The 25,122-nt window shown below is 34.7% G+C and carries 23 protein-coding genes and 1 riboswitch; of the genes, 21 read left to right on the top strand and 2 right to left on the bottom strand.

What is annotated here, in order from left to right; translation table 11 throughout:
- Positions 1-142: 142 nt before the first annotated feature.
- A riboswitch (purine riboswitch) is annotated at positions 143-244 on the top strand.
- Positions 245-322: 78 nt separating this feature from the next.
- From BUB63_RS05045 to purD, 12 genes are read left to right on the top strand one after another with little or no spacing between them, the layout of a single operon-like run.
- Positions 323-1,747 carry an NCS2 family permease gene (locus tag BUB63_RS05045; protein ID WP_073248211.1) on the top strand — a complete coding sequence of 475 codons (1,425 nt, stop codon included), beginning with the start codon at positions 323-325 and terminating at the stop codon, positions 1,745-1,747.
- A 57-nt stretch (positions 1,748-1,804) separates the two neighbouring features.
- Positions 1,805-2,515, top strand: a complete 711-nt coding sequence (purC, locus tag BUB63_RS05040; RefSeq protein WP_073248209.1) for a phosphoribosylaminoimidazolesuccinocarboxamide synthase — start codon at positions 1,805-1,807, stop codon at positions 2,513-2,515.
- Positions 2,512-2,760, top strand: a complete 249-nt coding sequence (gene purS / locus BUB63_RS05035) for a phosphoribosylformylglycinamidine synthase subunit PurS (protein WP_073248207.1) — start codon at positions 2,512-2,514, stop codon at positions 2,758-2,760. The genes purC and purS overlap by 4 nt, the downstream gene beginning before the upstream one ends.
- Positions 2,757-3,419 (top strand): phosphoribosylformylglycinamidine synthase subunit PurQ, encoded by a 663-nt coding sequence (gene purQ, locus BUB63_RS05030; protein WP_073248205.1) that lies wholly within the window; start codon positions 2,757-2,759, stop codon positions 3,417-3,419. Before purS ends, purQ begins: the two co-directional genes overlap by 4 nt.
- 1 nt (position 3,420) lies before the next feature.
- Entirely contained in the window at positions 3,421-4,533 is a 1,113-nt protein-coding gene (locus tag BUB63_RS05025; protein WP_073248203.1) for a 5-(carboxyamino)imidazole ribonucleotide synthase, read from the top strand.
- A 1-nt stretch (position 4,534) separates the two neighbouring features.
- Entirely contained in the window at positions 4,535-5,029 is a 495-nt protein-coding gene (purE, locus tag BUB63_RS05020) for a 5-(carboxyamino)imidazole ribonucleotide mutase (protein WP_027308626.1), read from the top strand.
- Positions 5,022-7,211, top strand: coding sequence for a phosphoribosylformylglycinamidine synthase subunit PurL (purL, locus tag BUB63_RS05015; RefSeq protein ID WP_073248202.1), 2,190 nt, complete (start codon positions 5,022-5,024; stop codon positions 7,209-7,211). Before purE ends, purL begins: the two co-directional genes overlap by 8 nt.
- Positions 7,196-8,602, top strand: a complete 1,407-nt coding sequence (gene purF, locus BUB63_RS05010) for an amidophosphoribosyltransferase (protein WP_073248200.1) — start codon at positions 7,196-7,198, stop codon at positions 8,600-8,602. The genes purL and purF overlap by 16 nt, the downstream gene beginning before the upstream one ends.
- A 1-nt stretch (position 8,603) precedes the next feature.
- On the top strand, positions 8,604-9,596 hold the full coding sequence (gene purM, locus BUB63_RS05005; protein ID WP_073248198.1) for a phosphoribosylformylglycinamidine cyclo-ligase: 993 nt from the start codon (positions 8,604-8,606) through the stop codon (positions 9,594-9,596).
- Positions 9,584-10,177, top strand: coding sequence for a phosphoribosylglycinamide formyltransferase (purN, locus tag BUB63_RS05000; protein ID WP_073248196.1), 594 nt, complete (start codon positions 9,584-9,586; stop codon positions 10,175-10,177). Before purM ends, purN begins: the two co-directional genes overlap by 13 nt.
- Positions 10,152-11,645, top strand: a complete 1,494-nt coding sequence (purH, locus tag BUB63_RS04995; protein WP_073248194.1) for a bifunctional phosphoribosylaminoimidazolecarboxamide formyltransferase/IMP cyclohydrolase — start codon at positions 10,152-10,154, stop codon at positions 11,643-11,645. The genes purN and purH overlap by 26 nt, the downstream gene beginning before the upstream one ends.
- A gap of 9 nt (positions 11,646-11,654) precedes the next feature.
- Complete coding sequence (purD, locus tag BUB63_RS04990; RefSeq protein WP_073248192.1) at positions 11,655-12,896, top strand: phosphoribosylamine--glycine ligase; 1,242 nt, start codon at positions 11,655-11,657, stop codon at positions 12,894-12,896.
- A gap of 317 nt (positions 12,897-13,213) precedes the next feature.
- On the opposite strand, the gene BUB63_RS04985 is transcribed toward purD, so the two are convergent.
- Positions 13,214-14,587 (bottom strand): alpha-amylase family glycosyl hydrolase, encoded by a 1,374-nt coding sequence (locus tag BUB63_RS04985; protein WP_073248190.1) that lies wholly within the window; start codon positions 14,585-14,587, stop codon positions 13,214-13,216.
- A 182-nt stretch (positions 14,588-14,769) separates the two neighbouring features.
- Here BUB63_RS04985 and BUB63_RS04980 point away from each other — a divergent pair, with 182 nt between their 5' ends.
- On the top strand, positions 14,770-15,711 hold the full coding sequence (locus BUB63_RS04980) for a CPBP family intramembrane glutamic endopeptidase (protein WP_073248188.1): 942 nt from the start codon (positions 14,770-14,772) through the stop codon (positions 15,709-15,711).
- A gap of 243 nt (positions 15,712-15,954) precedes the next feature.
- Complete coding sequence (locus BUB63_RS04975; protein WP_073248187.1) at positions 15,955-17,118, top strand: CD0519/CD1768 family membrane protein; 1,164 nt, start codon at positions 15,955-15,957, stop codon at positions 17,116-17,118.
- 35 nt (positions 17,119-17,153) lie between these two features.
- Here BUB63_RS04975 and BUB63_RS04970 read toward each other — a convergent pair whose 3' ends face one another.
- Positions 17,154-17,339: a hypothetical protein gene (locus tag BUB63_RS04970; RefSeq protein WP_027308614.1), complete on the bottom strand. Its 186-nt coding sequence runs from the start codon at positions 17,337-17,339 to the stop codon at positions 17,154-17,156.
- A gap of 156 nt (positions 17,340-17,495) precedes the next feature.
- On the opposite strand from BUB63_RS04970, the gene BUB63_RS13985 reads away from it, so the two are divergent.
- The 7 genes from BUB63_RS13985 to BUB63_RS04935 all read left to right on the top strand — a co-directional run bounded on the left by BUB63_RS13985 (position 17,496) and on the right by BUB63_RS04935 (position 25,121).
- The gene (locus tag BUB63_RS13985) at positions 17,496-18,110 is read left to right on the top strand and encodes a lytic transglycosylase domain-containing protein (RefSeq protein ID WP_278298373.1); all 615 of its coding nucleotides are present in this window, start codon (positions 17,496-17,498) and stop codon (positions 18,108-18,110) included.
- 11 nt (positions 18,111-18,121) lie between these two features.
- Complete coding sequence (locus BUB63_RS04960) at positions 18,122-19,453, top strand: patatin-like phospholipase family protein (protein ID WP_073248183.1); 1,332 nt, start codon at positions 18,122-18,124, stop codon at positions 19,451-19,453.
- 1 nt (position 19,454) lies between these two features.
- Entirely contained in the window at positions 19,455-20,183 is a 729-nt protein-coding gene (locus BUB63_RS04955) for a pseudouridine synthase (RefSeq protein WP_027308612.1), read from the top strand.
- Between the two features lie 62 nt (positions 20,184-20,245).
- The gene (locus BUB63_RS04950; protein ID WP_027308611.1) at positions 20,246-20,545 is read left to right on the top strand and encodes a YerC/YecD family TrpR-related protein; all 300 of its coding nucleotides are present in this window, start codon (positions 20,246-20,248) and stop codon (positions 20,543-20,545) included.
- Positions 20,546-20,649: 104 nt separating this feature from the next.
- Complete coding sequence (gene pcrA / locus BUB63_RS04945) at positions 20,650-22,851, top strand: DNA helicase PcrA (RefSeq protein WP_200790155.1); 2,202 nt, start codon at positions 20,650-20,652, stop codon at positions 22,849-22,851.
- Positions 22,852-22,863: 12 nt separating this feature from the next.
- Positions 22,864-24,858: an NAD-dependent DNA ligase LigA gene (gene ligA, locus BUB63_RS04940; protein ID WP_073248179.1), complete on the top strand. Its 1,995-nt coding sequence runs from the start codon at positions 22,864-22,866 to the stop codon at positions 24,856-24,858.
- The gene (locus tag BUB63_RS04935) at positions 24,855-25,121 is read left to right on the top strand and encodes a hypothetical protein (protein ID WP_073248177.1); all 267 of its coding nucleotides are present in this window, start codon (positions 24,855-24,857) and stop codon (positions 25,119-25,121) included. Before ligA ends, BUB63_RS04935 begins: the two co-directional genes overlap by 4 nt.
- The last annotated feature ends 1 nt before the right edge of the window (position 25,122 follow it).

Here is a 25,122-nt window from a genome sequence, read left to right as displayed (position 1 = left end):
GGCTGCCAGTCCATAATTAAATGTTCGTTATATAACGAAATATAAAATGAAATTGATGTTATAAACTTATTTTATTCCGAATAATTAAGTAAAAATTACAAAAAATATATTGACTATGGCGAAATATGGTGTTAATATAATAGTGTAAATTACATAAGTCACTCATATAATTCCGATAATATGGTTCGGAAGTCTCTACCGGGGGACCGTAAATTCCCCGACTATGAGTGAGTCGGGCATTGCTATGTTTATTTAGCATATATATCACCCTGACTTACTCATGGTAAGTCAGGGTGATAATTTTTTAAGGGAGGTTTTGATTATGGATATAACTCAAAGAAGAGAAGAAAACGTATCAATTCTTGAGAGACTATTTAAGCTTCAAGAAAACAACACTACAGTAAAAACAGAAATTATAGCAGGTATTACAACGTTCATCACAATGGCCTACATCATATTTGTAAATCCAAACATACTAAAGTTTGCAGGTATGAATAGTAAAAATGCATTAGGTGATGCAGCGGCAAGCCTTAATGCAATAAACGACCCAGTAGTTGCATCAGTTTTTGCAGCAACTTGTATATCAGCAGCAATAGGTACATTTATAATGGCACTTTATGCAAATGTTCCTTTTGCACAAGCACCAGGTATGGGGCTTAATGCCTTCTTTACCTTCAGTGTTTGTTTAACATTAGGTTATACTTGGCAACAAGCTCTTGCAGCAGTATTTATATCAGGACTTTTATTCATACTAATGACAGTAACTTCTTTAAGAGAGATGATAGTTGATGCAATTCCACAAAACTTAAAGCTTGCAATTTCAGGTGGTATAGGACTTTTCATAGCATTAATAGGACTTAAGAGTGGAAGTATAATAGTTGATAATCCAGCAACACTTGTTGGTTTTGGAAGTTTTACAGATAAGCACGCACTATTAACTTTAATAGGTATTACAATAACAGGAATATTAATGTCAAGAAATGTTAAAGGTTCAATACTTATAGGAATCATAGTTACAACAATAATTGGAATTCCTATGGGAATAACAAACATAGAAGGTATAAAGTTAATTTCTGCTCCTCCTTCAGTTGCACCAACTTTTATGAAGATGGATTTTAAGGGACTTTTAGGATTAGGCCAAGCAGGACTAGTTGGTGCTATAATGAGCGTTGTTATGGTTGTTATATCCTTCAGCTTAGTTGATATGTTTGATACAATTGGAACACTTGTTGGAACAGCTCAAAAGGCAAACCTACTTGATGAAAATGGAAAGATGAAGAATATGAACAAGGCACTTCTTGCAGATGCTATTGCAACAACTTGTGGTGCAATGCTTGGTACAAGTACAGTTACAACATATGTTGAATCAACTGCAGGAATTTCAGAAGGTGGTAGAACAGGTCTAACAGCCTTTACAACAGGGGTTATGTTCCTACTTGCAATGTTCTTTACTGGTCTTGTTGGAATAGTTCCAGCAGAGGCAACAGCTCCAGCACTTGTAATTGTTGGTGCCCTAATGATGGGTGCTATAACTAAGATAAATTTTGATGATTTTACAGAAGCACTCCCAGCATTCTTTACAATTGCAGTTATGCCATTTAGTTACAGCATAGCAAATGGTATAGCAGCAGGTATGATATTTTATCCAATAGTGAAAATAGTTACAGGCAAGTCTAAAGAAGTAAATCCTGCCGTATATGTTTTAGCAGTTCTTTTCATCATAAGATTTGCACTTCTCCCTCATTAATTAATAAGTCCAGAGCAAAATGCTCTGGACTTCAATTTCAAATAAAGGGGTGTTAATATGAAAAAATTAAATATGCTCTATGAAGGAAAGGCAAAAAAGGTTTATGAGACTAATGATGTTGATAAGCTAATCGTCTACTATAAAGATGATGCAACAGCCTTTAATGGTCTTAAAAAGGATGTAATATTAGATAAAGGAATACTAAACAACAGCATTTCTTCCATCATATTTAAAAAACTTCAAGAAAACAATATAAAAACACACTTCATTGAAAAACTTTCAGATAGAGAACAGCTTGTCAAAAAGGTCAGTATAGTTCCCCTTGAGGTTATTGTCAGAAACTATGCAGCAGGAAGCATAGTAAAAAGACTTGGTTTAAAGGAAGGACAAAAGTTTAATGAGCCAATTCTTGAGATTTCATATAAAAACGATTCTCTACAGGATCCCCTAATAAATGATTACCACGCAATAGCACTTGGATTGGTAGAGAGGAATGAGCTTATCAATATATATGATACAGCCCTTAAAATAAACAGCCTATTAACAAAAATGTTTGAGGAAATAGGAATAATACTAATTGACTTTAAGCTTGAGTTTGGAAGGTATAAGGGAGAGGTTATATTGGCGGATGAAATATCTCCAGATACCTGCAGGCTTTGGGACAAGGAAACTTTATATAAATACGATAAGGATAGATTTAGACAGGATTTAGGAAATGTAATAGAAGGCTATAGAGAGATTTTAAATAGATTGGAGGAGTTAAGATGATAAAAGCATATATAGATGTTACCTTAAAAAAGAGCATACTTGACCCACAGGGTACAGCAGTTAAAAAGGGACTTGAAAAACTCTCCCTTTATACAGAGGACGTAAGAATAGGAAAACACATAGAGGTGCTTTTAAAGGAGGACAAAATAGAGGCAGCCCGCGAAAAGATAGACGAAATGTGTAGAAGGCTTCTTGTAAACTTTGAGGTTGAAACCTACTCTGTAAGGTTTGAGGTGATAGAATGAAGGCGGGAGTTATAGTTTTTCCAGGTTCAAACTGTGACATAGATGCCTATAAGGTATTAGAAAAATTAAATGTTGAAGTTAAATATATATGGCACGATGAAAAGATAGATGATGAGGATTTAATTGTTCTTCCAGGCGGATTTTCCTATGGAGACTATTTAAGATGTGGTGCAATTGCAAGATTTGCAAAGGCACTTGAAAATATAAATGAACATATTGAAAAGGGAAAACTTGTTTTAGGAATATGCAACGGTTTTCAAATTCTAACAGAGCTTAAGGCACTTCCAGGAGCACTTCTTAGAAATAAAAATCTAAATTTCATATGTAGCGATTGTAACTTAATTGTAGAAAACACCGACACTCCCTTTACAAATCTTTTCAAAAAGGGTGATATTGTAAACTTTCCAATAGCCCACGGAGAGGGTAACTATTATATAGATGATGAGGGATTAGGGGAGCTTATAAAAAATAACCAAATAGTATTTAGATATCAAAACAATCCAAATGGTTCAGTAGCAGATATTGCAGGTATTGTAAATAAAAGAGGAAATGTACTTGGAATGATGCCTCATCCAGAGAGGGCACAGGACAAACTTCTTGGTGGTGAGGATGGATTAGTGTTTTTTAAATCGGTAATTGCCTATTTTAAGGAGGTATAGTATGAAAAGGATTGGGATAGTAGGTGGAGGACAGCTTGGAAGGATGCTCTCCTTTGAGGCAAAGAGGATGGGGTTTGAGGTTGTAATACTTGATCCAACTCATAATTCACCTGCAGGGCAGGTATCCGATTTTCAGATAGTTTCAAGATATGATGATTTAAGTAGGATAGATGATTTTTTATGTCTATGTGACGTTATAACCTATGAGTTTGAACATATATCGGTAGAGCTTTTAAGGGATATAGAAAAAAGAGGTAGAGAGGTTATACCATCTTCAAATACTCTTGAAATAATTCAGGATAAGCTAAAGCAAAAGCTCTTTTTAAAGGAAAAGGGCTTTAATGTACCAAAGATTTATAAAAGGGATGAATTAGATAAAATAGACTGCTTTCCCTGTATGCTTAAGTTTTCAAGGGGAGGATATGACGGGAAAGGGAATATTTTGATAGAAAGCCCATCTCATCTTAAGGACATTGTTTCAAATCTTAAGTATGATTTTTTTATTGAGGAACTAATTCAATTTGAAAAGGAAATATCAATACTTGTTGCAAGGAACAAAAGTGGAGAGATAAAGAACTTCTCTCCTGTTGAAAACATCCATAAAAACAGCATACTTCACCTTAGCATTTCACCTGCAAGGATAGATAAGAAAACTGAAGATAAGATATATGAGATTGCAGATAGGTTTATAGAGGTAATAGGAGATTATGGAATATTTTGCATAGAGATGTTCCTTGATAAAGAAGGAAATATATATATAAACGAAATAGCACCTCGTCCCCATAATTCTGGACACCATACAATTGAATCCTGTATAACAAGTCAATTTGAACAGCACATAAGAAGTATTTTAAACCTTCCACTTGGAAGTACAAGAGAGATTTCAAAGGCGGTTATGAGAAACATACTGGGAGATAAAGATATAGAGGGTAGATATTATTTAAAGGGTTTTGAGGAACTTTTAAAAACAGAAGGACTCTTTTTACACCTATATGGAAAAAGGGAAGTAAAAAGGGGAAGAAAGATGGGTCATATAACCTATCTTTGTAATGATTTAGAAGAAGGAATAGAGAGACTCTCTAATATGGAGTTTGAATTTATAGGAGGATGTTAATATGGCATCTGTTGCAATTATAATGGGAAGTATTTCAGATTATGAGACTATGAAGGGAGCAGAAAAGGTTTTAAAAGAATTTGATGTTGATTATGAGATAGATGTTGTTTCAGCCCACAGAACTCCAGATAAAATGTATGAGTTTGCAAAGGGTGCAAGAGATAGAGGGATAAAGGTTATAATTGCAGGGGCGGGGGGAGCGGCACATCTTCCAGGGATGGTTGCATCCTTAACTACGCTCCCTGTAATAGGTGTTCCAGTTTCTTCAAGACTTCAGGGTATTGATTCACTTCTTTCAATAGTTCAGATGCCAAAGGGAGTACCTGTTGCAACTGTTGCAGTAGGTGGGGCAGAAAATGCGGCCCTACTTGCCCTTAGGATGCTATCAATAAATGATGAAAAAATAGCAGAAAAGCTTTCAGAATATAAACAAAGATTAGAGATGGAAGTTAGTGCAATGAACCTAAAGCTTAAGGAGGTTTGTGAAAATGAATAGATATGAAAAGGTTGGCTTAACAAAGGAGGAATATAAAAGAATAGTTGAAGGTTTAAACAGAGAACCAAATGATTTAGAGCTCTCTATGTTTGGAGTTTTATGGTCAGAGCATTGTAGTTACAAAAACTCAAGGGCTCTACTTAAATTGTTTAATACAAAGGGGGAGAGGGTTCTTCAGGGACCGGGTGAAAATGCTGGTGCTGTAGATATAGGGGATGATTTGGCAGTTGTGTTTAAAATAGAGAGCCACAACCATCCATCAGCATTAGAACCATATCAGGGTGCTGCAACAGGGGTTGGAGGAATATTAAGAGACATATTTACAATGGGTGCAAGACCTATTGCAAACTTAAACTCAATTAGATTTGGACACCTAAATGATGAAAGAAATAAAAGGCTTCTAAAGGGTGTGGTTAACGGAATAGGTAATTATGGTAACTCTGTTGGAATTCCAACAGTTGCAGGAGAGACTGTGTTTGACGACTGCTACAGTGATAACCCACTTGTTAATGCAATGAGTGTTGGAATAATAAGGAAGGATAAGCTAAAGAGGGCAATAGCCCAAGGGGTTGGGAATAGTGTAATACTGGTTGGACACACAACAGGACGTGATGGAATAGGTGGAGCAAGCTTTGCCTCCTGTAATTTAACAGAGGAGTCAGAGGCTATGCGTTCTGCTGTTCAGGTTGGAGACCCTTTTATGGAAAAGCTTCTACTTGAGGCTTGTCTTGAACTTATGGATAAGGAATATGTAGTCGCAGTACAAGACTTAGGTGCAGCAGGATTAACCTCCTCAAGCTGTGAGATGGCCCTAAGGGGTGGATGTGGAATTAAAATAGATGTTTCAAAGGTTGTTACAAGGGAAGAAAATATGCTTCCAGAGGAGATAATGATTTCAGAATCACAGGAGAGAATGCTTTTTGTTGTAAAAAAGGGGTATGAAGAGGAGATATTAAAGGTATTTAAAAAGTGGAATTTAAACGCAGCAGTTATAGGAGAAATTATAGATGATAAAAATTTAACTGTAACAGCAGGAGATAAGGTTGTAGGCTGTGTACCGGTTGAACTTTTAGGAGATGGTGCGAAGGCAACCTTAAGATCCTATAGAAGACCTAAATATTTAGATGAACTACATTTGGATATAGATAGCCTTAAAAGAGTAGAGGATTTAAATGATGCATTAATTAAAGTTTTAAAGTCTGAAAACATAGCTTCAAAGGAATGGGTTTACAGGCAGTATGATTATATGGTTAGGACCAACACAATAGTAAGACCGGGAGGAGATGCTGCTGTTGTTGCAGTTGAAGGAACAGATAAGGCACTTTCCTTAACAGTTGACTGCAATTCAAGGTATTGCTATTTAGACCCCTATGAAGGTGCAAAGATTGCAGTGTGTGAGGCGGCAAGAAATATAGCAGCAACAGGAGCAACACCAATTGCAATAACAGACTGTCTAAACTTTGCAAATCCTGAGGATGAGGAGGTCTATTACACATTTAGGCAGGCAATTTTAGGTATAACTGAGGCAAGTAAGGTATTAAACACTCCAGTTGTAAGTGGTAATGTAAGCTTTTACAATGAATCAAATAAAACAAGAATATATCCAACTCCAACAATAGGGATGGTTGGTCTTTTGGAGGACAAAAATAAAGCTTGTACAATAGATTTTAAGGAATTAGGTGATTCGGTTATATTAGTTGGAGAAACCTTAAATGAAATAGGCGGAAGTGAATATTTAAAGGTTATTTATGGCAAGGTCTTAGGTAGTGCACCAAGGTGCTATCCTGAAATTGAAAAGAATACCATAGAGTGCTTAACAAAGCTAATAAAAGAAGGTTTGATACAAAGTGCCCACGATGTATCAGAGGGTGGAATGATTGTAGCACTTTGTGAATGTGCCTTTAAGAATGAAATAGGGGTAGAGGTAAATGTAAAGACAAGTTTAAGGGAGGATATATTCCTATTCTCTGAAAGCCAAGGAAGGTTTATTCTATCGGCTAAAAAGGAATATGTAGATGAAATAATAACTGAATTTAAAAGATATGGAGTTTTGGCTGAGGTAATTGGAGAAACAAAGGGCAGTAAGATTGAAGTTAATATAAACGGAACAAGGGTTATAGATAAAAGTATTTGCGACTTAAAGAGGGTTTGGGAGGAGGAACTCCAATGCATTATGGATTAGATAAGTTTAAAGAAGAGTGTGGAGTATTTGGTGTTTTTTCAAGGGAAAAAAAGAAGGTTGGGGAGATAGTCTACTATGGACTTTATGCCCTTCAGCATAGGGGGCAGGAAAGTGCAGGAGTTGCCTATTCAGATGGTGAGGAAGTAAATCTAAAAAAGGGTATGGGGCTTGTTGGAGATGCTTTAAAAAGGGAAGATTTAGATAAAATGATAGGCTATTCTGCAATAGGTCACGTTAGATACTCAACAACCGGCGATTCAAACCTTCAAAATGCACAGCCCCTTTTGAGTAAATATAAACTTGGAAGTATTTCAATTGCCCATAATGGAAATTTAGTTAATGCAGATATTATAAGGGAGCTTTTAGAGGAGGCAGGTTGTATATTTCAGACATCCATTGATTCTGAGGTGGTATTAAACCTGATTGCAAGGGGTTATAAAAAGGGAATAGAGAGGGCCTGCTTTGATGCAATCCAAGCAGTTAAGGGTTCCTATGCCATTCTTCTTCTAACAGAGGATAGATTAATTGCAGTAAGAGATCCAAATGGTATAAGGCCTCTTTGCATAGGAAGGCTTGGAGATGATTATATTTTATCATCTGAGAGCTGTGCAATAGATGCTGTAGGTGGAGAGTTTTATAGAGATGTAGAACCGGGTGAAATAGTTGTGATAGATAAGGAGGGACTTAGAAGCTATAAGATGATAGAGAGAACCTCCCTTAAAACCTGCTCCTTTGAATATATATATTTTGCAAGGCCAGATAGTACAATAGATGGAATAAACGTTTATATTTCAAGGGTTAAAGCAGGAGAAAACCTTTTTAAAGAAAAGCCCTGTGATGCAGATATTGTGGTTGGCGTACCAGATTCAGGTACCCATTCTGCTGTAGGGTATGCAAAGGCTTCATCAATTCCATATGGAATGGGTTTTGTTAAGAACAAGTATGTAGGTAGAACCTTTATTGCACCAACACAAGAGCTTAGGGAAGCTGCTGTTTCAATGAAATTAAATCCACTAAAAGTAAATATAGAAGGAAAAAGAATAGTGTTGGTGGATGATTCTATAGTACGTGGAACGACTATGAAGAGGCTAATTGAACTTTTAAGGAAAAATGGTGCAAAGGAGGTACACGTAAGAATTGCATCTCCTATTGTAAAATATCCCTGCTATTTTGGTATTGATACTCCAAGAAGAAGTCAGCTTATAGGTTCAAACTTAAATGAGGAGGAAATAGGAAGAGAACTTGGTGCAGATAGCATAGGTTTTTTAAGTATAGAGGGACTTTTAGATGCCCTCGATGCAAAAAGCTTCTGTTTGGGTTGTTTTAATGGAATATATCCTGTTTCAGCCCCCTTTGAGGCAGATAAATTTATGTTTGAAAGGAAAGAGTGATATGAGGTATTGTGATGCTGGTGTAAACATAGATGAAGGTAACAGACTTGTTTCAATGCTAAAGGGAATGGTTAAGGAAACTTACAAAGAGGGTGTACTTGAGGGTGTTGGAGGTTTTGGTGCCCTATTTGAGATTAAAAATTATAAAAATCCTGTATTGGTATCAGGTTGTGATGGCGTTGGAACTAAGCTAAAGGTTGCAATAGATATGAAAAAACTCGATACAATTGGGATAGACTGTGTTGCTATGTGCGTAAATGACGTTTTATGCCACGGTGCAAAACCTTTGTTTTTCCTTGATTATTTTGCCTGTGGCAAGCTAAGTGCAGAGGATGCCTTTAATGTCATAAAGGGAATAAAGGATGGGTGTATTTTGGCAGGATGTAGTTTAATCGGAGGAGAGACTGCAGAAATGCCAGGTTTTTATGAGGATGGAGAGTTTGATATTGCTGGATTTTGTGTCGGAATTGTTGAGAAGGATAAAATAGTTGATGGAAGCAAAATAAAAGAGGGAGACTTGCTTGTTGGAATAGAGTCTTCAGGATGTCACAGCAACGGATATTCATTAATAAGAAAAATCATTACAGACCTTGAGGAACCATTTAAAGATAAGAGGATAGGAGATGTTCTTTTAACTCCAACTAATATTTATGTAAAGGATGTTCTTCCTCTTTTAGATAAATTCGACGTTAAAGGAATGGCCCACATAACAGGTGGAGGATTTTTAGAAAACATCCCAAGGATGTTTAAGGGAGATTTTAATGCAGTAGTATATAAAGATAGCTATGAAATACCTGATATATTTAAACTTTTACAGCAAAGAGGAGTAGAGGAGACAGAAATGTATAGAACCTTCAATATGGGAATAGGTTTTGTTATTTGTGTGGATAAAAATGAAGCAGAAGAAGTAGTAAGAACAATAGAAGAAGGTGGCAAAAGTGCGTATATAATTGGAGAAGTGGTAAAGGGCGGTGGAAGGGTATGTTTAATATAGCCGTCCTTATATCAGGAAGTGGCACTAACCTTGAGTCAATATTAAATGCAGTGGAAAAAGATGAGATAAAATCAAAGGTTGTTTTAGTAATAGCAGATAGAGAGTGCTATGGAATAGAGAGGGCAAAAAAAAGAGGAATAGAGACATACATTTTAGATAGAAAAGCCTATAGGGATGAGCTTTCGGATAGTATTTATGAATTAGTTAAAGATAAAGCGGATTTTATTGTTTTGGCAGGATTTTTATCAATACTAAAGGGAGATATATTAAAGGGTTATAAGGATAGAATAATAAACCTTCATCCATCTTTACTTCCAAAGTTTGGAGGTGTTGGGATGTATGGGGATAATGTGCATAGGGCTGTTTTAGAAAATAGGGAGAAGATAACAGGCTGTACGGTTCATTTTGTTGATGAGGGAGTAGATACAGGAAGAATAATACTTCAAAGGACTGTTTCTGTGGATTATGAGGATAAAATTGAAGATATAAAGAGGAAGGTTCAAAGGGAAGAACATATAGCTATAGTTGAGGCTATAAAAAAATTGGAGGTGGCTTATGAGGGCATTAATCAGTGTATATAATAAGGAAGGAATTTATGAGTTTGCTAAATTTTTATCAGATAAGGGTGTTGAGATAATTTCAACAGGAGGAACGTTTAGGTATCTTAAGGAAAGGGGAATAGATGTAGTTGAGGTAAGCTCTATAACAGGTTTTGATGAAATATTAGATGGAAGGGTAAAAACACTACATCCAGTAGTACACGCAGGACTTTTAGCAGTAAGGGATAATAAGGAGCATGTAGAACAGTTAATAAAAAGAGGAATAGAATATATAGATTTTGTTGTTGTAAACCTATATCCCTTCTTTGAAAAGGTAGAGGAAGATTTGAAGGATGATGAAAAGATAGAGTTTATAGATATAGGTGGTCCTTCGATGTTAAGGTCTGCTGCTAAAAACCATAAATACGTTGTTCCTTTATGCGATCCAAATGACTACGCTATGGTTATGGATGAGATTTTAAGCTATGGAGATGTAAGATTAGAAAAGAGAAGATATCTTGCAGGAAAGGTATTTAATTTAACATCTGCCTATGATGCAGCCATTTCAAATTATCTTCTTGATGATGATTTCCCAGAATATCTAACTTTATCCTATAAGAAATCTATTGATTTAAGATATGGAGAAAATCCACATCAAAGGGCAGCATACTATACAAATACAGTAGGAAGTGGTGCCATAAAGGATTTTGAAAAGCTAAATGGAAAGGAGCTCTCCTATAACAACCTAAAGGATATGGATATAGCCTGGAAGGTTGTTTGTGAGTTTGATGAGCCCTGCTGCTGTGCAGTAAAGCATAATAGCCCCTGTGGAGTAGCAGTAGGAGAAGATATATATGACGCATATATTAGAGCTTATGAGTGCGACAAGATATCCATATTTGGGGGAATTGTTGCACTAAATAGAAGGGTTGACAAAAGAACAGCTGAAAAGCTTATTGAGATATTTTTAGAGATAGTCATAGCACCAGACTTTGATGAGGACGCACTTATAGTTTTAAAGGAGAGGAAAAATCTAAGAGTTATAAAGGCACTGTCAACACCAAAGGATAATTTAGAGTATATAAGTGTAGATGGTGGAATTTTAGTACAGGATGTGGATAAGAAATTAGTTAGCGAGTTTAGATATGTTACAGAGAATAAGCCGACAGATAAGGAGATGGAGGATATGCTCTTTGGAATGAAGGTGGTAAAGTATGTTAAATCCAATGCTATAGTAGTTGTTAAGAATAAGATGGCTATTGGGATTGCAGGCGGTCAGGTAAACAGAATATGGGCAGCCTGTCAGGCGTTAGAGAGGGGTAAAGGGGCTACTTGTCTTGTGTCAGATGCCTTCTTCCCCTTTGAGGATGTTGTGGAAAAGGCAAATGAATATGGTATAAGGGCTATAATGCAGCCAGGTGGTTCAATAAGAGATAAGGAATCCATAGATGCCTGCAATAGGTATGGCATTTCAATGGTATTTACTGGAGTCAGACATTTTAAACACTGAGGTGGTTTTATGAAGATTTTAGTTTTAGGTTCAGGTGGTAGAGAGCACGCACTTTCTAAAAAGTTAGCAGAGAGTCCATTATGTTCAAAAGTATATGTATGTCCAGGTAATGTAGGAACAATGTTGGAGCACAAGTGCCAGGATGTTGAATTGGAAGACATAGAGGACATAATAGGTTTTGCAAAGACTGAAGGCATAGATTTGGCAGTTGTAGGGCCAGAGAAGTATCTTATGCTTGGGGCAGTAGATGAATTTAGGGAAAACGGGATTAAAATATTTGGACCAAGTAAAAAAGCATCGCTTCTTGAGGGGAGTAAGGCCTATGCAAAGGAGTTTATGAAAAGGTATGGAGTAAAAACAGCCTCCTATGAGGTTTTTGAAGAGTTTGAAAAGGCCAAAGAGTATATAGGCAAGGTTAAATACCCTATTGTAATAAAGGCAGATGGCCTGGCACAGGGTAAGGGAGTTGTAATTTGTAGTAGCAAAGATGAGGCAGAGGATACTTTATTCAGTTTTATGGTGGAGGATTTATTTAAAGGCTCTGGTAAAAGAGTTGTGATAGAGGAATACCTTGAGGGAGTTGAAGCTTCTATTATATGCATAACCGATGGTAAAACTATAAAGCCCTTTATTTCAGCAAAGGATCACAAAAGGCTTATGGATAACGATAAGGGACCAAACACAGGAGGAATGGGGGTTGTTGCACCTAATAGGTACGTAACAGATGATGTCTTTGAAGAGTTTAAAGAGGATATAATGAAAAGAACACTTTTAGGAATAAGTGAAGAAAACTTAGATTATAAAGGTTTTATTTATTTTGGAATAATGATAACAAAGGAAGGTCCATATCTTCTTGAGTATAATGTAAGATTTGGAGATCCTGAGGCACAGGCAATTTTACCTCTTTTAAAAAGTGATTTAGTAGAGCTTATTTTAAAGACATTAAATGGAAGATTAGATGAATGTGAGCTTAAATGGATAGATGGAGCCTCCTGCAATGTTGTTTTAGCAAGCAGTGGATATCCTGTATCACCTATATTAGGTGATGAAATATTTGGACTCCAATCTATTAAAGATGTAGACGTATTTATTTCAGGAGTTAAATTAGAGAATGGAAGATTTTATACAAATGGTGGACGTGTTTTATCTTTAACAGCAATTGGAGAGACTTTAGAGTTAGCAAGGAAGAAGGTTTATAATGAGATAGAGAAGATAAAGTTTGAGGGGATGCATTATAGGAGGGATATATAAGTAAAAGGTGCTACGCACCTTCAGGCTGTTGAAAAAGTTATATATTGATTAGCCCCATTAAGGATTTCTTAGGCATCAGTTCATTTCACTAAGCAATTCTAAGCTTTTCTTTGTTTGAAAAAGTCCTACCCTCGCGATGCCATCGTCCTGATGGCCGCTCGGCTCGGCACGTCCTGTGCCGAATTACGGACTTTTTCAAAGTCGAAAAGCAAGAATTGCTAAAGCTCATGAAAGAGCCTATTGAAATCCTTTCATGGGGCTTTTTCAGATTTTATCTAACAATTAAGTTTGTCAACAAAAAAGGTGCTACGCACCTTTTACTTACTACTTACATATATTGTATAACTCCAAGGAGAAAATTTAACTAAATGGTTCTTTTTTAATTTTACTTTATCATTAGTATTAAAATCAGTATACTTTCCTGCATACTCATTGAGTGGAACCTCTAAATCAAAGCTCTTATCTGAAAGGTTGGCAAATACTAAAACTCTGTTGCCCTCATTTTCACGTACAAAGGCAAGAACGTTATCATTTTTAACATCAATGAATTTTATACTTCCTCCGTGTTCTCCATTCCAAAGAGCTCTATTTTCCTTCTTTAGCCTGATTAAATTCTTATAGAAACCTTGCATAGGATAGTTCTTCCACTCTATTTCATCCTTTTCAAAAAAATTAAGTCTCCTATTTAAGGCAGCCTCTTGTCCGGAGTATATAAGAGGAATTCCAGGAAGTGTAAAGGTTAGCATTGCCATAACATTAACCGAATCCTTCATCCTTTCAAATTCTGTTCCATTCCAGGAGTTTTCATCGTGGTTTGTGATGAAGTTCATTGGGTAGCTATAGTTTGGATAGATTTTATCAAAGTTTTCTGCAAAGCGTCTTATTCCAAAGGCATCAGTCCTTCCATTTGCAATGCTCTCCATAAGGTGCATAAGCCTCCAGTTATAGTTACTGTTGAAGGCTTTATTTAGATATTCTCTGTTACCTTCATCCTCAGCAAGCATATAAACAGGTTTTATTTTTTCAAGTTCCACCCTTGCCTTTTCCCAAAAATCAACAGGAACTCTTCCTGCAACATCGCATCTATATCCATCAACTCCAACCTCTTTTACCCAAAATACCATTGCATCAATCATTGCTTTTCTCATCTCTTCATTTTTGTAGTTTAATTGTGCAACATCTGTCCAGTCGGTTCCTGGAGGATTTACTATATTTCCCTCACTGTCTGTTAGGTACCAGTCCTTGTTCTTAATCCAAAGGTGATCCCAACCTGTATGGTTTGCTACCCAGTCTAATATAACCTTAAATCCCATTTTATGACATTCGTCAACAAGTTCTTTAAATTCTTCAAGTGTACCAAATTCTGGGTTTACTGCCTTGTAATCCTTTATTGAGTAGTAGGAGCCTAAGGTTCCCTTTCTGTTTTTTTCTGAAATAGGGTATATTGGCATAAACCAAAGAACATCAACGCCCATTTCCTTAAGCCTTGGCAGATGCTCTCTAAAGGCTTTGAATGTACCCTCCTTAGTGTACTGCCTTACGTTTACTTCATAGATAACAGAGTTTTTTATCCACTCTGGTTCTCTAATAAGTGTCTTTTTTGTTTCTGTTTTTGTAGCTTTAAAGCCACACCCAGCAAGGTTAATAATAGTTAAAATGATAATTAAAAACAATGCAATACGCTTTTTCATTTTGTTCCCCCTTTTACATAATTTTCTTAAAATAGTTTATCATAGATAAACAGGTAGTACAATAATTTATTAATTTAATTTATAAAGATGATAAATTTTATAATAAATTTTTACCTTATTTTGCTTGATTTAAGAAAGATATTATAATATAATTTACTAAAATTGTAAAAAGGGGGATTGTGATGAAGATATTTAAGAATAATGAGGGAAAAATAAGATCAGGTTGGAGGATTGCATTTGTCCTATTATTAAGTTTTGTCTTCCAAGTTGCGTTTGGGGCTTTTGTTGGAATGATTGGAGCTGTATTATTTGGTTTTAAATCTGTGCTTGAAGGAAATTCTTTAACATCAGAGGAAGTAGTAGGATCGATTTTAGGAGAAAACACTATATCTTGGTTCGTTATTAAAATATTATCAATGACTGCTGTAATACTATCTGTATTTATTATACTTAGTGCAATAGATAAAAAGAGATTTAGGGATATAGGTTTAAAGTTTAATAAAAACAGTTTGAAACATTTATTTATAGGGTTACTAATGGGTGCGGTTTCAATGACCTTCATTTTTGCTGTAATAAGCTTGACAGGCAATGTAACAGTAGAAGATGGATTTAATTTTTCGATATATAATATAACTGGACTTATTATATTTATTTTAGTTGCTTTAAATGAAGAATTGTTTAGTAGAGGATATTGCTTATATGCCTTAAAGGAACAAAACTCAGAAAAGATGGCTATAATTGTATCATCAATAATATTTGCACTACTTCACGTATTTAATCCAAATTTAAATTGGTTTGGTATATTTAATATTTTTCTTGTGGGAGTTCTTTTTGCATATATGACGCTAAAGACTGATAATCTAATGATGGCAATTGGTTATCATTTAACTTGGAACTACTTTCAAGGAAATGTATTTGGGCTTTCAGTAAGTGGTCAAGAGGCGAAGGGAATAATAACTGTTTCAAATTTAAAGGATAATATAATTACAGGTGGAGCTTTTGGACCAGAGGCAGGAATACTTACAACCATTGTTCTTGTTATAGGATTTTTATTTGTGTATAGATTTGTAAAGGGGTCTGAAAATAATAATATTAATCAAGCAAATATTGCAGGTAATATATAGAGATAAAAGAGAATTGATAAAGCTCATCAAAGGGCCTAATAAAATCCTTTCTTGGGGCTTTTTTATACTTTAGCTAACAAGAAGGTTTGTCAACAATCTGAGGTGCTTAATATGTGTTTAAGCACCTTATTTTAATGGAAAAATATAAAATTATAAAGAGTTTGTAATATATAAAAATATACTACTAAAACACTAACCTATATGTTAAAATAATTCTGTAAACTTAGGGGGTAACAAACTATAATGGCAAGGAGTGATATTGTGCAAAAGAAGTATGTTAAGGCAATCAATGCAGAATCTTTTATTTTTCTTGGAATTTTAGCAATATGTTTTACTTTCTTATCAAGGGTTATGGGGCTTGCCAATATGTTTAGTACGATGATGAAGACAGCCCACGACCTATTATTAAACACGGTATTTTTTATTATGGCAATAGCAGTTCTTGCTGGAGCCTTTGGTGCACTTTTAACTGAGTTTGGAGTTGTTGCACTTATTAACAAGATATTATCTCCACTTATGAAGCCTCTTTACGATATGCCGGGGGCTGCAAGTATTGGGGTAATAACAACCTATCTTTCAGATAATCCAGCAATTATAACTTTAGCAAAGGATAAGGGATTTACAAGATACTTCAAGAAGTATCAGATACCTGCATTAACTAATTTAGGTACAGCCTTTGGAATGGGACTTATAGTTACTACATTTATGATAGCCCAAGCTCCAAAGGGTGAGAGCTTTTTTCTACCAGCACTTATTGGAAATATTGGTGCTATTGTAGGTAGTATAGTAAGTGTAAGAATAATGATGCATTTTACAAAAAAAGAATATGGAACTGAAATGATGGCATATGAAGGCGAAGAGGGTGTAGATTTAACTCAATATAGAGAAATAAGAAGTGGAAGCTTATTTCAAAGAGGCCTTGAAGCAATATTAGATGGAGGAAAAACAGGTGTTGAGATGGGATTATCCATCATACCTGGGGTTATTGTAATATGTACACTTGTTATGATGCTAACTAATGCACCAAAGGGTGGGGTATATACTGGTGCAGCCTACGAAGGTGTACCAGTTCTACCTTGGCTTGGAAGTAAAATTAACTTTATACTAAAGCCACTTTTAGGATTTAAATCACCTGAGGCTATAGCCTTCCCAATAACTGCACTTGGTGCTGTTGGTGCTGCAATTGGTCTTGTTCCAAAGTTTTTACAACAGGGACTCATTGGGGCAAATGAAATAGCAGTATTTACAGCAATGGGAATGTGCTGGAGTGGATATCTATCAACCCACGTTGCTATGATGGATGCACTTGAAAGTAGACAGCTTACAAATAAAGCTATACTGTCTCATACAATTGGAGGTCTCGCTGCAGGCATAGTTGCACACCTACTTGTTATGATTTTTGTATAATAAAAATACCCACTTGGAATCCAAGTGGGTATTTTTTATGGTAATATTCCTTTATTTTTTAATACATCAATATTTTCCATTGGAGTATCTGGGTCCTTTGGAACAGAAGATATTTCATAAGTATCCACTAAATCAATTCCACCTTTGATTGTCTCTGGCCAAAGAAGTGCATTGTTTGTATGTTCAATAATTGGGTATTTACCATTTGATTCAATTTTCATACTATCACCTCGAAATTTATTTTTTATATTATTATTAGAAATAAATCGATAAACTATGCAACCAAGAAAAAAGGAAAAATATGAATAAAAATGTAAAAATATTTTTTATATTAACTTAAAATATTATGCTATAATATTCTTAAAGGAGTGATAGTATTGAGAACAGAACAAATAGCACAACTTTTAGCTGTATATTTATTACAAACAGCGTATGCTTCAAGTAATGAACAAACAGGAATGATGTTTGGAGCTATTTTGGATAAAATGCTGGAATCTCAAAATACATTAGGTGGACAAGCATATCAAAGTAATAGTAAAAATTCAACTGAAGTTTTTAGTGATATAAAAAAAATAATTAACGATAGTCCAAAGGATTTAGATGAGGCGATAAAGGAAGTTTCAAGAAAATATGGAGTTGAAGAAGAATTAATTAGAGCTGTTATAAAGCAGGAGTCAGGTTTTAATCAAAATGCAGTATCAAAGGCAGGAGCAATAGGACTTATGCAGCTTATGCCAAGCACTGCTAAGTCTTTAGGGGTTAATCCCTATGATGCCTTAGAAAATCTTGATGGGGGAACAAGATACCTAAGAAATCTTTTAAACAGTTTTTCTGGAAATAAGGCTTTAGCTCTTGCTGCATACAATGGTGGAATAGGCAGAATGAAGAGGTTAGGCGTGGATACTGTAGAAGAGATTAGCAAGATGCCGACCGAAACAAGAAACTATGTAAACAAAGTACTTAAAAATTATGAACAGTACAAGAAACTTTAAGGAGTGGTTATATGGCTTATGGTTTGGTTTTAGGTGGTGGAGGTGCAAAAGGGGGATATGAAATAGGAGTATGGAAGGCTCTAAGGGAGCTTAATATTCCTATATGTGCTGTTTGTGGTACATCGGTTGGGGCTTTAAATGGAGCACTTATTGTTCAGGATGAATTTGAGAAGGCACTTGAAATATGGACAAGCATAACTATGGATACAGTAATAAAGCTTGAGGGAGAGATAGCAACATCCCAAGACGGCGAAAACAAAATATCAAATAAAATAAGGAATATAAAGGCGGCAATAAAGTCAGGAGGACTGGATGTTACGCCTTTAAAAATGCTAATTGATGAGGTTGTCGATGAGGATAAGATAAGAAATTCGGATATTGATTTTGGGCTTGTTACATTTTCTTTATCTGATTTAAAGCCAGTTGAAGTATTTAAGGATGAAATACCCTATGGAAAACTTAAGGATTATCTACTTGCAAGTGCCTGTTTCCCAGCCTTCAAGCCCCACGAGATAGATAATAAAAAGTTTATTGATGGGGGAGTATATAATAATATTCCTGTTTCAATGATGAGAAAAAAAGGTATAAAGGATATAATTGTGGTAGATGTTTCAGGTATAGGAATAAGCCAGAGGACAAAATATAAGGACTGCAACATAATTAAGATTAAAAATTCAGAGGATTTAGGAAGAACGCTTAATTTTGATAGTGAAAAATCAAAGACTAATATAGAGATTGGATATTTAGATACGCTCAAGGCCTTTAAAAAGGTTGTTGGATATAAATATTATATAAAGAATAATAATGAAGGTATAGGAAGTAGTTATATTGGAAAACTAGATACTGAAGATTTTAAAAACCTGTATAGATTTTTAGGATTAGAATGGGGAAGAGCTAATAAAAATAATAAAATAATAATAGATAAAATTTTAAGGGTAATTCAACAATATACCCCTTCCAATTTAACTACAGATAGTGTAATATTAGCTATGGCGGAAATAACAGCAGAACAGCTTGGAATTAATAGAAGAAGAGTATATGAATTAGATGAATTAATTGATGTCATCTATAATACCTACAATGAAATTAAAACAAGCAATGATTTTAATGAATATGTCGCAGGGCTTAAAAAATTAATATTAAGCAGAAACGAAATAGAGTTTGATAGGGAAATGAAGAAGGTTTTTATGGAGGCAAAGTTTTTACTTTCCTTTTATCCAGGTATGCAACAGAATGAAGATATAAAAAGATTTAGAAGGCTTCTTTCTGTTTTTATGCCAAAGGTTGTTGTAGCGAACCTCTTTATATCACTAATACTTCAAAGAAAAGGCGTGGAGGTTTAAGATGTCTAAAGAAAGATTAGATAAAGTTCTTGCAAATATGGGATATGGTACAAGAAAAGAGGTAAAATCTTTAGTTAGGTCTGGAGTTGTACTGGTTAATGGAAACAAAGTTAAGGATTTTTCAATGCACGTTGAACCAGAAAAGGATATAATTGAAGTAGATGGAGAAATTCTTCAGTATAAGAAATATATTTACGTTATGTTAAATAAGCCTCAAGGGGTAATTAGTGCAACTGAGGATGATTATGATGAAACGGTTGTTGATATATTACCCGATGAGTATAGAATATTTATGCCAAGTCCTGTTGGAAGATTAGATAAAGATACTGAGGGACTTTTGATATTAACAAACGATGGAGAATTAAATCATCTGTTATTATCTCCTAAAAGACACGTTCCTAAGAAATATTTTGCAAAGGTGCAGGGTGTGGTTACAGAGGATGATGTTAATAAATTTAAAAAGGGTGTAGTTTTAGATGATGGTTATAAGACTATGCCTGCAGAGCTTACTATATTAAAATCAGACGAGATATCAGAAATAGAGCTTGTTATATATGAGGGAAAATATCATCAAGTAAAAAGAATGTTTGAGGCAGTTGGTAAAAAGGTTATATACCTAAAGAGAATTGAGATGGGTCCCCTAAAATTAGATGAGAACCTAAAACTTGGTGAGAGTAGGGAATTGACTGAAGAAGAAGTTGAACTTTTATATAGTGCAGTTAAAAAGTAGAGGGAGTTTTCCCTCTTTTTTATGGTATAATGTATTTGAATAATTTTTACGAGGTGATAAGTGTGAGGGAATATACATCAAAGCTTAAAAGTGAAGAGATGGATTATCTATTTAATGCAATATTAAATCTTGAGACACTTGAGGAATGTTATAGATTTTTTGAAGACCTTTGTACAATAAATGAGCTTCAGGCAATGTCCCAAAGACTTCAGGTTGCAAAAATGCTTCTTGAAAGAAAGACCTATATAGATATAGCAGAGACAACAGGTGCAAGTACAGCAACTATAAGTAGGGTAAATAGAAGTTTAAATTATGGACAAGATGGATATAAAATTGTTTTTGAAAAGATGAAACAAAAATAAAGGGTAGCAATTGCTGCCCTTTTTGATTGTTAAGTAGCAGCAATTTAAAAATAATGGTATAATCTATAATATTGAAGTCGTATTAGGAGGAATATATAGGTATGTTGGATTTGAGTGTTTTAAATAAAGAACAGAGAGAGGCAGTTGAAACTTTAGAGGGGCCTCTTTTAATACTTGCAGGTGCAGGTAGTGGTAAAACAAGGGTTTTAACTTATAGAATAGCAAATTTAATTGAAAATGGAGTGTATCCTGGAAATATATTAGCAATAACTTTTACAAACAAAGCAGCACAGGAGATGAAGGAAAGAATAATTCAGATTGTTGGAGATGAAGCAAGAAATATATGGATAAGTACCTTCCATTCAGCCTGTGTAAGAATTTTAAGGCAGGATATTGAAAAGATTGGCTACAACAAGGATTTTGTAATATATGATACGCAGGATCAAGAAAAAATAATAAAGGAATGCTTGAGCGAGCTTAATATAGATGAAAAGGCAATGCCTCCTAAGGATGTTTTATCAAAGATAGGTTCTCTAAAGGATGATCTTATTGATGCAGAAACCTATTATAGTAGATATGGTATGGACTTTAAAACAAGAAACCTTGCAAATATATATAAAATGTATCAAAGAAAACTTAAAAAGAGCAATGCATTGGATTTTGACGATATAATAATGCTTACTGTAAAACTATTTAAGGAAAATGAAGATGTATTGAATTATTATAGAAGGAAATTTAGATATATTTTGGTAGATGAATATCAAGATACAAATAGGGCTCAATATGAGTTTGTTAATATACTTGCAAAGGAACACAGAAATCTTTGTGTCGTTGGCGATGATGATCAGTGCATTTACAGTTGGAGACATGCTGATATAAGAAATATTTTAGAATTTGAAAAGGATTTTCCAGATGTAAAAGTTATTAAACTTGAACAGAACTACAGATGCACAAAGAAGATACTGGATGCTGCAAATTATGTGATACAGAATAATGAAAATAGAAAACATAAGAGGCTCTGGACGCAAAATGAGCTTGGAGAAAATGTGAGATTTTATAAAGCAGAAAATGGAGAAGATGAAGCACTATTTATTGTAAAGGAGATAAAGAGGCTTGTTCAAGAAGGATATAGTCTATCAGACTTTGCAGTGCTGTATAGAACAAATGCAATGTCCCGTATTTTAGAAGAAGCCTTTGTTACATCATCTGTTCCCTATAGGGTTGTTGGAGGACTAAAGTTCTATGATAGAAAAGAAATAAGGGACATTTTAGCATATCTTAGAGTTATAAATAACCCTCTTGATAATATAAGTCTTGAGAGAATTATAAATGTTCCAAGAAGGGGAATAGGACAGGCAACAATTGACAAGGTAAAGGAATATGCAAACAGCAGGGATATAAGCCTGTATTCTGCCCTTCTTGAGATAGACAGAATAGATGGAATTACAAAACGTGCAGCAAATGCTATTGAGAAGTTTATAAGCCAGATGAACTACTTTATTGTAAGTAAAGATAGAATGACTGTATCAAGCCTTATTTCAGAGATACTCGATACAACAGGTTATATAAAGGAACTACTTGAGGATAATACAAAGGAGAGCCAAGATAGAATAGAAAACTTAAACGAATTTAAATCAGCAGCTGTAGAGTTTGAAGAACAAAATGAGGATAAAAGTTTAGCAGCATTTTTAGAAAGAATTGCACTTGTATCAGATCAAGACCAAATTGAAAATATAGATGCAGTTACATTAATGACACTTCATACAGCAAAGGGACTTGAGTTTAATATTGTTTTTATTGCTGCAATGGAGGAGGGAATATTTCCACACTTTTCAGCAAAGGATGATGAGGATGAGCTTGAAGAGGAAAGAAGGCTCTGCTATGTTGGTATAACAAGGGCGAAAAAGAAGCTTTATTTAACCTGTGCACAGCAGAGAATGATGTATGGAAGAACTATGTTTAATAATGTATCAAGTTTTATTGAGGAAATACCAGAACATTTAATAGATGATATATCTCCAAAGAGAATGAGCTTTAACAGGGTGTATAATTATGATGACTATAGGGCACCAAGTAAGACAATATCAACAGTTAATAAGATAAATACAACACCTGTTATTCAAAAACCTAATTTAAATAAATCTGCAAACTACGATGTTGGAATGCTTGTTAAACATAAGATATTTGGAGTTGGAAAGGTTGTAGCAGTTAAGGAGATTGCAGCGGATAAAATGATTACTGTTGAATTTGATAAAGCAGGAGTTAAAAATTTACTTGCATCTACTGCACCCCTTGAAAAAATATGATGAGGTGATTTTATGGAGGATGTAAAGTCAAGAATAGAGGAGTTAAGAAGATTAATTGAGTATCACAACCATAGATACTATGTTTTAGATGATCCTGAAATTTCCGATGCTGAATATGATAAGTTGATGAAGGAGCTTGAAAAATTAGAGAAGCAGCATCCAGAATACTTCGATGAAAACTCCCCAACCCAAAGGGTTGGTGGAGCTCCTTTAAAGGAGTTTAAAGAAGTAAGACACAATGTACCAATGCTTAGCCTTCAGGATGTGTTTAGCTTTGAGGAGTTAAAGGATTGGGATAGAAGAGTAAGAAGCGAAGTTCCTGAAGTGGAGTATGTTGTTGAACTTAAAATAGACGGACTTTCTGTATGTTTAAGCTATGAAAATGGAGAGTTGAAAACTGCAGCAACTCGTGGTGATGGTGTTGTAGGAGAGGATGTTACAGCAAATGTTAGAACAATAAAGAGTGTTCCTCTAAAAATTAATTATTTAAATCCACTTGAAGTTAGAGGCGAAATCTATATGCCAAGGGATGCATTCTTAAAGCTAAATGCACAAAGGGAAGAAATGGAGGAACCTTTATTTGCAAATCCAAGAAATGCAGCAGCAGGTTCAATAAGACAGCTTGATTCAAAGGTTACAGCAGAGAGAAAACTTGATATATTTATATTTAACATACAGAGAATTGAGGGAAGAGAATTTGAAAAACATTCAGAGGCTCTTGAGTTTTTAAGGGAGCTTGGCTTTAAAGTAAGTCCAAAGAGAATTATTTGTAAAAACGTTGAAGAGGTTATAGAGGTAATAAAGCAGCTTGGAGATACAAGAGGAGAGCTACCCTTTGATATAGATGGAATAGTGGTTAAAGTAAATAGTCTAAAGGATAGAGAAAGGTTAGGCCAGACAGCAAAGGCACCAAGATGGGCAGTTGCTTATAAATACCCTGCAGAGAAAAAGAAGACAAAGCTTGTTGATATAATTGTTCAAGTAGGTAGGACAGGTGCTATAACACCTACTGCAATTTTAGAGCCAGTTAGAATAGCAGGTTCAACCGTTTCAAGGGCTACACTACATAATGAGGACTATATAAGACAAAAGGACATTAAGATTGGGGATAGTGTAATAATTCAAAAGGCAGGAGATATAATACCTGAGGTTGTAGAGGTAGTATTTGAAGATAGAGATGGAGATGAAGTAGAGTTTAATATGCCAACAAAATGCCCAGAATGTGGTGGAGATGTAGTAAGGGAAGAAGGAGAAGTTGCACTTAGGTGTACAAATATGTCCTGTCCTGCACAGATAAAAAGAAGCATTATTCACTTTGCATCAAGGGATGCAATGAATATAGAGGGACTTGGACCACAAATAGTTGCACTCTTAATAGACAATGGGCTTATAAAGGATGCAGCAGACCTTTATTATTTACGATTTGAAGATGTAGTTAAACTTGAAAGAATGGGTAAAAAATCTACAGAAAATCTTCTTAAGGCGATAGAAAATTCGAAACAAAATGATATAGATAAGTTAATATTTGCATTAGGTATAAGATATGTTGGAAGTAAAACTGCAAAGAATCTTGCAAAACAATTTAAGAGTATAGATGCATTAATGAATGCTACCTATGAAGAGTTAATATTAGTTGAAGAAGTTGGAGATAAGATGGCAAAAAGTATAGAAGCCTTCTTTAGGGAAGAACATAATAGAGCCCTTATAGAAAAGTTAAGGGGTGCAAATGTTAATTTTAACTCAAAGGATGAAGGGGAAAAATTTGACCTATTTAACGGACTTACATTTGTTTTAACGGGAACACTTTCAAAATATACAAGAAATGAGGCGAGCGAGCTTATTGAAAAGTTTGGGGGTAAGGTATCATCAAGCGTATCTAAAAAGACAAATTATCTATTATGTGGAGAAGATGCAGGAAGTAAGCTAAAAAAGGCACAGGAGTTAGGTGTAAAGATTATTTCAGAGGATGATTTTGAAAAAATGATAAATGAAGGGGAACTGGTATGAAGGTTTTAGATTATTTAATGTGGGTCAGTTTTTTATTTACAAGTATAATCTCAATATTTACCATAATTGTTTCCTTTGGTATAGTGTATATAAGTGAATTTTCAACATTTATTCCTCTTGAAATTTCTCTATCACTGTCGCTTATATTATGGGGAATAAATTGCAGATACAATCAGGATGTATGCTATACAAAAAATAATTTTTATATTAGCTTTTTATTAGCTTTTATACTACTTTTGTTTTCTATTTTAGGAGTTTATTAAG

Source organism: Caloramator proteoclasticus DSM 10124 (assembly GCF_900129265.1).
GTDB classification, from domain to species: Bacteria; Bacillota; Clostridia; order Clostridiales; family Caloramatoraceae; genus Thermobrachium; species Thermobrachium proteoclasticum.
This window is presented reverse-complemented; position numbering and strand designations above follow the sequence as displayed.

Excerpts from the sequence above, each read along its gene's own strand:
- BUB63_RS05045 (WP_073248211.1), top strand. The coding sequence starts at position 323 with ATGGATATAACTCAAAGAAGAGAAGAAAACGTATCAATTCTTGAGAGA.
- purC (WP_073248209.1), top strand. The coding sequence starts at position 1,805 with ATGAAAAAATTAAATATGCTCTATGAAGGAAAGGCAAAAAAGGTTTAT.
- purS (WP_073248207.1), top strand. The coding sequence starts at position 2,512 with ATGATAAAAGCATATATAGATGTTACCTTAAAAAAGAGCATACTTGAC.
- purQ (WP_073248205.1), top strand. The coding sequence starts at position 2,757 with ATGAAGGCGGGAGTTATAGTTTTTCCAGGTTCAAACTGTGACATAGAT.
- BUB63_RS05025 (WP_073248203.1), top strand. The coding sequence starts at position 3,421 with ATGAAAAGGATTGGGATAGTAGGTGGAGGACAGCTTGGAAGGATGCTC.
- purE (WP_027308626.1), top strand. The coding sequence starts at position 4,535 with ATGGCATCTGTTGCAATTATAATGGGAAGTATTTCAGATTATGAGACT.
- purL (WP_073248202.1), top strand. The coding sequence starts at position 5,022 with ATGAATAGATATGAAAAGGTTGGCTTAACAAAGGAGGAATATAAAAGA.
- purF (WP_073248200.1), top strand. The coding sequence starts at position 7,196 with ATGCATTATGGATTAGATAAGTTTAAAGAAGAGTGTGGAGTATTTGGT.
- purM (WP_073248198.1), top strand. The coding sequence starts at position 8,604 with ATGAGGTATTGTGATGCTGGTGTAAACATAGATGAAGGTAACAGACTT.
- purN (WP_073248196.1), top strand. The coding sequence starts at position 9,584 with ATGTTTAATATAGCCGTCCTTATATCAGGAAGTGGCACTAACCTTGAG.
- purH (WP_073248194.1), top strand. The coding sequence starts at position 10,152 with ATGAGGGCATTAATCAGTGTATATAATAAGGAAGGAATTTATGAGTTT.
- purD (WP_073248192.1), top strand. The coding sequence starts at position 11,655 with ATGAAGATTTTAGTTTTAGGTTCAGGTGGTAGAGAGCACGCACTTTCT.
- BUB63_RS04985 (WP_073248190.1), bottom strand. The coding sequence starts at position 14,587 with ATGAAAAAGCGTATTGCATTGTTTTTAATTATCATTTTAACTATTATT.
- BUB63_RS04980 (WP_073248188.1), top strand. The coding sequence starts at position 14,770 with ATGAAGATATTTAAGAATAATGAGGGAAAAATAAGATCAGGTTGGAGG.
- BUB63_RS04975 (WP_073248187.1), top strand. The coding sequence starts at position 15,955 with ATGGCAAGGAGTGATATTGTGCAAAAGAAGTATGTTAAGGCAATCAAT.
- BUB63_RS04970 (WP_027308614.1), bottom strand. The coding sequence starts at position 17,339 with ATGAAAATTGAATCAAATGGTAAATACCCAATTATTGAACATACAAAC.
- BUB63_RS04960 (WP_073248183.1), top strand. The coding sequence starts at position 18,122 with ATGGCTTATGGTTTGGTTTTAGGTGGTGGAGGTGCAAAAGGGGGATAT.
- BUB63_RS04955 (WP_027308612.1), top strand. The coding sequence starts at position 19,455 with ATGTCTAAAGAAAGATTAGATAAAGTTCTTGCAAATATGGGATATGGT.
- ligA (WP_073248179.1), top strand. The coding sequence starts at position 22,864 with ATGGAGGATGTAAAGTCAAGAATAGAGGAGTTAAGAAGATTAATTGAG.
- BUB63_RS04935 (WP_073248177.1), top strand. The coding sequence starts at position 24,855 with ATGAAGGTTTTAGATTATTTAATGTGGGTCAGTTTTTTATTTACAAGT.